6 protein-coding genes and 1 pseudogene are annotated in these 5405 nt (G+C 76.0%); 2 read left to right on the plus strand and 5 right to left on the minus strand.

Going from position 1 to position 5405, the window contains the following annotated elements; all coding sequences use genetic code 11:
* The 3 genes and pseudogenes from L1885_RS22780 to pcaH form a co-directional block, all read right to left on the minus strand.
* A pseudogene (locus tag L1885_RS22780) lies at positions 1–201 on the minus strand (3-carboxy-cis,cis-muconate cycloisomerase); the annotation flags it as partial.
* Positions 188–832 carry a protocatechuate 3,4-dioxygenase subunit alpha gene (pcaG, locus tag L1885_RS22785; protein WP_235799041.1) on the minus strand — a complete coding sequence of 215 codons (645 nt, stop codon included), beginning with the start codon at positions 830–832 and terminating at the stop codon, positions 188–190. The gene pcaG and the pseudogene L1885_RS22780, both read right to left, overlap by 14 nt.
* Positions 832–1602, minus strand: a complete 771-nt coding sequence (pcaH, locus tag L1885_RS22790) for a protocatechuate 3,4-dioxygenase subunit beta (RefSeq protein WP_235799042.1) — start codon at positions 1600–1602, stop codon at positions 832–834. Before pcaH ends, pcaG begins: the two co-directional genes overlap by 1 nt.
* Positions 1603–2071: 469 nt before the next feature.
* On the opposite strand from pcaH, the gene L1885_RS22795 reads away from it, so the two are divergent.
* On the plus strand, positions 2072–2515 hold the full coding sequence (locus tag L1885_RS22795; protein ID WP_235799043.1) for a MarR family winged helix-turn-helix transcriptional regulator: 444 nt from the start codon (positions 2072–2074) through the stop codon (positions 2513–2515).
* A 228-nt stretch (positions 2516–2743) separates the two neighbouring features.
* Complete coding sequence (locus L1885_RS22800; protein ID WP_235799044.1) at positions 2744–3160, plus strand: VOC family protein; 417 nt, start codon at positions 2744–2746, stop codon at positions 3158–3160.
* 240 nt (positions 3161–3400) lie between these two features.
* Here L1885_RS22800 and L1885_RS22805 read toward each other — a convergent pair whose 3' ends face one another.
* Positions 3401–4057, minus strand: a complete 657-nt coding sequence (locus L1885_RS22805; RefSeq protein WP_235799045.1) for a class F sortase — start codon at positions 4055–4057, stop codon at positions 3401–3403.
* 151 nt (positions 4058–4208) lie between these two features.
* Positions 4209–5126: a GVDTG sorting domain-containing protein gene (locus tag L1885_RS22810; protein ID WP_235799046.1), complete on the minus strand. Its 918-nt coding sequence runs from the start codon at positions 5124–5126 to the stop codon at positions 4209–4211.
* Positions 5127–5405: the final 279 nt, after the last annotated feature.

Consider the following 5405-nt stretch of genomic DNA (forward strand, 5'->3'; position numbering starts at 1 on the left):
CGCGGCGTCCCCGGTCGCGGCCTCGGCCGCCGTGCCCGCCGTGGCGGGGGTGAGCAGCCCGCACAGCCCGCCGGGGGCGGCCGGCGCGCCCGGCTCCGCCGGGGTGCCCGGGACACCTGAGGTGCCCGGCGTTCCTGTGGTGTCGGGCGTTCCTGTGGTGTCGGGCGTTCCTGTGGTGCCCGGGGCGTCAGCGGAACTCAAGGAAGACCGTCTCCCCGTCGCCCTGGAGGCGGATGTCGAACCGGTAGGACCGGTGGCCCGTCCCGCCCTCCTCGCGCCGGGCCACGAGCGTCGCCCGGCGCTCGGGCTCCAGCGCGTCGAGCAGCGCGTCGTGGCCCTCCGCCAGGTAGACCCGCGTGTAGAGGTGGTGGGCCAGCCCGCGCGCGAAGACGCACACGCTCAGGTAGGGCAGCCCCGCCGGCGTGCCCGGCGGCAGCGTGCGCAGCGTGTAGTGGCCGTCCGCGTCGGTGGGGATCCGGCCGAACCCGGTGAAGTCCACGCCGTTGCGCCCGAGGTGGCCGCCCGTCACGCCGTCGCGCCGCATCGACCCGGGAAGTCCCGTGCCCGGGCCGCCCTGCCAGAACTCCAGCAGCGCGTCCGGTACGGGCGCGCCCGCGCCGTCGTGGACGTACCCGTGCACCGTGACGGCCTCCGGATGGCCCGCGGGCGCGACGTCGCCGCCGCCGGGGAACGGCAGCGCGTAACCGTAGAACGGCCCGACGGTCTGCGAGGGCGTCGGACCCGGAGGCGTCTGCCAGGGGGGCGTCCGCCCGGGAGCGCCGGGGGGCGCCGGCGGGGTGGCGGGGACGGCGGCGGTTGTCGGCTCGGGCATCAGCGCCCCTCCTCGATCCAGGTGGCGGACGGCCCGTCCAGCACGATGTCCCAGCGGTAGCCGAGCGACCACTCGGGCCGCGAGAGGCCGTGGTCGTAGGCGGCGACCAGCCGCTGCCGCGCCGACGCGTCGGTCACCGACTGGAGGATCGGGTCGTACGGGAAGAGCGGGTCGCCCGGGAAGTACATCTGTGTCACCAGGCGCTGCGTGAACGCCTGTCCGAACACGGAGAAGTGGATGTGCGCGGGCCGCCACGCGTTGTCGTGGTTGCGCCAGGGGTAGGCCCCCGGCTTGACCGTCGTGAAGGTGTACGAGCCGTCGTCACCGGTCAGCGTCCTGCCGACGCCGGTGAAGTTGGGGTCGAGGGGCGCGGGGTGGTCGTCCCGCTGGTGCGCGTAGCGGCCGGACGCGTTGGCCTGCCACAGCTCGATCAGCTGGCCCCGGAGCGGCCTGCCGCGTCCGTCGAGCAGCCGGCCCGAGACGGTGATGCGCTCGCCGAGCGGCTCGCCCCGGTGCTGCCGGGTCAGGTCGCTGTCCAGCGCGGTGACGTCCGTCGCGCCGAAGACCGGGCCCGAAAGCTCCACGGCCTCCGGGTCGCCGCTCGCGTCGACCGCGACGAGCGGCTGCCGGGGATGCCGGAGCACCGAACTGCGGTACGGGGCGTACGAGCGCGACGGATGGTGCACGGCGTGCCCGCCGTCCGCGCGGCCCTTCTCGTAGGCCTCCCGTGCGGCCACGATCTCCACGGATATCTCGTCCTGTGTCGTCATGGGTCTTCCTCCCCGCTCCCTTCACGCGCACGGCGTGCCCGCACGGCCGGGCCCCCGGTGTCGGTTCCCGGCCCTCGCCCTCGCCCTCGGCTCCGCTCCGGGCTCCGGTCCGAGTCGCGGCATGCGACCGGTGGGCCGGCGGCCGGGACGCCGCCGCGGTCCCGGCCGGCGCGGGCGTGCGGCGGCATCCGCGCACCGGGTGCGGCGGCCCTGCCGGGTGCGGCAGCCCTACGGGTGTGGGACGGCCGCCTCGAAACCGTGCCTCAGGCGGTAGGCACCGGGGCTGCCCCCGCACCGGCGACGGGAATGCTCCGTGTACTGACGATTCTTTCGACGAGCCGTACACTTCCACTCGGTTCGGCGGGCGTCAATAGCTCAGTGCACGGAGCAACGCCGGTTCTGGGCGCGGATTTCCGACTTCGCACGAACTTCCAACTTCGCACGATTCCCGACATCGGAGTGTGGACACATGGCGGCCGTCGATCTCGGTGCCCACCCCGGCCACCTCGCGCGCAGGCTCCAGCAGGCGCACACGCTGCTGTGGTCGACGCTGGTCTCGGAGGAGACCACCTCGCCCCAGTTCGCGGTGCTCAACACCCTCGTGGAGACGCCCGACATCGACCAGCGCACGCTCGGCGAACGGGTCCGGCTCGACCGCTCCACCGTCGCCGACGTGGTGGCCCGGCTCGCCCGGCGGGGACTGCTGGAGCGGGTGCGTGACCCGCTGGACGGGCGCCGCAACGTGCTGCGCCTCACCATGGAGGGCGCGGGCGTCCACCGGGGGCTCGCCGCGCGCACGGAGGCCATGAACGAGGTCTTCCTCGCCCCGCTGGAGCAGGCCGAACGGGAGGCGCTGCTGGGCCTGATCGCCCGGGTGGCGGACGCGGCGGAAAAAGTCCGCGATCGGCGGTGAGTTTTGCGGTCGGGGCGTGTCTAAGCCTTTGAACAGCGAAACGAGCGGCGCCCCGGGCGCGGCCGGTGCCCGCGGGCACCGCCGCACGCGTACGGTCCGTGAGTGTCCGTGGGTGTCCGTGACGGTCCGTCCGGCCCGTCCGGTCCGTTCGGCCCCTTCGGCCCGCCCGATTCGCCCGGTCCGCGAGGACCGCGCCACCCGAAGCAGCACCCACGTGGGGAGAGATCGATGGACACGCCGAGAATGATCTTCGTCAACCTGCCGGTGAAGGACCTCGCGACCTCGCGGGCGTTCTGGGAGAAGCTCGGCTTCTCCTTCAACCCGCAGTTCAGTGACGACCGCACCGCCTGCCTCGTCATCAGCGACACGATCTTCGCCATGCTCATGGACGGGTCGCGCTTCCGCGACTTCACGGAGAAGGAGATCGCCGACACGTCGTCCACGCGCGAGGCCATCATCGCCCTGAGCGCCTCGGACCGGGCCGAGGTCGACCGCCTGGTCGACACGGCCCTGGCCGGCGGGGGCTCGCCGGTCGGCGAGACGATGGACCAGGGCTTCATGTACGGCCGCGCGTTCCTCGACCCCGAGGGCCACCACTGGGAGGTCGTGTGGATGGACCCGGCGGCGGTGGAACCGACGCGCTGACAGGCCGGAGCGGCGAGGCCCCGGTGCGGTGCCGCGCGGACGGGGGAGCAGCGACCGGAAAGCGCCGCGCACGCCGCCGTCAGGCAGCCCCGCATGAATCCGGTACGCGGTACGCGGTACGCGGTGCGGCCGGATGCGTGTCCGAAGCGGCGCGGGCGGGTGCGGCGTCGTTCCGCGGGGCGATGTCAGGCGGATGTGAGGCGGTGGGGAGAGGAGGAGGGGGCCCCGGCCGCTCGCTCCTCAGCCGCGGGTGCCCGTGAGGTGGGCGTACGCGACGACGTTGCCCTGGTAGCCCGTGCCCGGCGAGAAGCCGCCCCCGCACGTGATCACGCGCAGCTCGGGACGGCGGGCCGGGGCGTAGACCTTGTGGCTGGGGAAGGCGCTGTTCTTGTACACCTCGACGGCGTCGACCCCGAAGAGCGCGGTGCGCCCGTCGCGCCGGACCACCTCGATCCGGTCGCCCTTGCGGAGGGTGCCCAGCTCGTAGAACACGGCGGGCCCCCTGGCCGTGTCGACGTGGCCCGCCACGATCGCCGTCCCGCTCTGGCCGGGCGAGGTGCCGTGCTCGTACCAGCCCGCCAGGTTGGTGTCGTCGGCCGGCGGGGCGCTGAGGCGGCCGTCCCGCGTCAGGGAGAGACCCCGCACGGGGGCGTCCACCCCGATACGGGGGATGCGCAGCCGCACGGGCCGGGAGGCGGCGAGGGGAGCCGGGCCGGGCCGGGCGCCGGCGGGTGTCGCACCGCGGCCCTCCGCCCCGCTCTCCGCACGGCTCAGGGCTTGCGCCGGGCTCGGCGCGGGCGGCGTCACGGGGCGCAGGCCCGCCTGCACGAGCCAGATGCCGACGCAGGCGACCGTGGCCAGCCCCCAGGCCCTGCCCTTGGCGCCGTTGGCGGTCATGCGGTGAGCCCTTCTGCCCGGGGGCGGTCGTAGGACGGGGGCGGAGGTGGACCGGGTGAGCAGAGGTCCCCGCCCGCGTCAGCGAGAAGCATGACGGGGGCGGGGACTGAGGCGGGTGCGGGCGGCTCGGCGGGTGGGATCCGCGGGCCCGTCAGCTCTGCGTGCCGCTCGCCCGGCGACGCAGGAGCCATACCCCGCCCACGGCGGAGCCGGCCAGAACGGCCGATCCCGCCGCGACCATGGGGATGTCGGCGTGCACGCTGCCGCCGACCCCGGTGTTCATGTGGCCGTGCGGTATCCCCGGCGCGGATCCGTCGGGCGCGTGGGAACCTCCCGGTTGCCCGGGACCGGAGGGACGCACCGGGCGTACGGGCCCGGCCCCGTCGGAGCGGCCGGGGTCGTCCGTTGCCCCGCCGGGGGAGGGGGCCTGCCCCTGGGGGTCGGGCCACCCCGTGGCGCCGAACGGCTCGTCGTCGTCGGCCGGTCCGTCCGACGACGACGGTTCCGGTACGAGGGGTGCGGCCCCGGAGTCCCCCGGCGCGGCGGGCGGCGGCTCGGGCAGGCCCGGGACGGTGCCGTCGGGGACCGGCGTGCCCGGGTCCGTGCCCTCGGGGGCCTGCGTGCCCGGATCCGTGCCGTCTTGGCCGGCCGGTGCGGAGGGATCGGGCCCGGGGGCCTCGCCGGGCTGCCCGGAGTCCCCGTTCGCGCCGTCGTCGCCGGTGGCGTCGAACGCTGCGGCGACGGCGGTGCCCGTGCCGGCCCCGGTGGGTGCGTGCGCGCGCACCGGCCGGACGGCGTCCGGCGCCTGAGGTCCGGCCCCCGTGCCGCTCGCGCTCCCGTCCGACGTGCTCGCGCGGGCCGGAGCTCCCGTGCCGCAGACCGGTGCGTCGTCCCCGGTGGGCGCGGGGGCGGCGATCACGACGCCCGCACCGGCCTGTCCGGGTCCGGCACTCGGCGCCGCGAAGGCCCGTGCGAGCGCCGGAGACGTGCCCGCCGCGGCCAGGCCGAGCGACGCGGCGGCCAGCGCGGCGCCGGTCATCAGGCGGGCGGTGCGGGCGGTCGTGGGCATCCTGTCCTCCCGGGAAGGCGGCGTGTCTCCCTCCCAGAGGTAAGGCGCCCGGGCGCCTGCGCGCTTGCTGAGGGCCCATCAGATCGGGTCCCTCGGCGACCACGGACGGCCGGGAGCCTGCCACATCACCCCAGTTCAGCGGCGTCCGCCCCGGGCCCGGCCGACGCCAGGGCCGCCCTCGCGCCGAACGGGTGAGGGCCCGCCGCGCGCGGACGCCGGGCCCGCCGTCGGAGGGCGCCGTGGTTTGCTCGGCACCACGGCCCGCGTCCGGGCCCGGCC

It is taken from the genome of Streptomyces fuscigenes (assembly GCF_021556455.1).
GTDB lineage: Bacteria > Actinomycetota > Actinomycetes > Streptomycetales > Streptomycetaceae > Streptomyces > Streptomyces fuscigenes.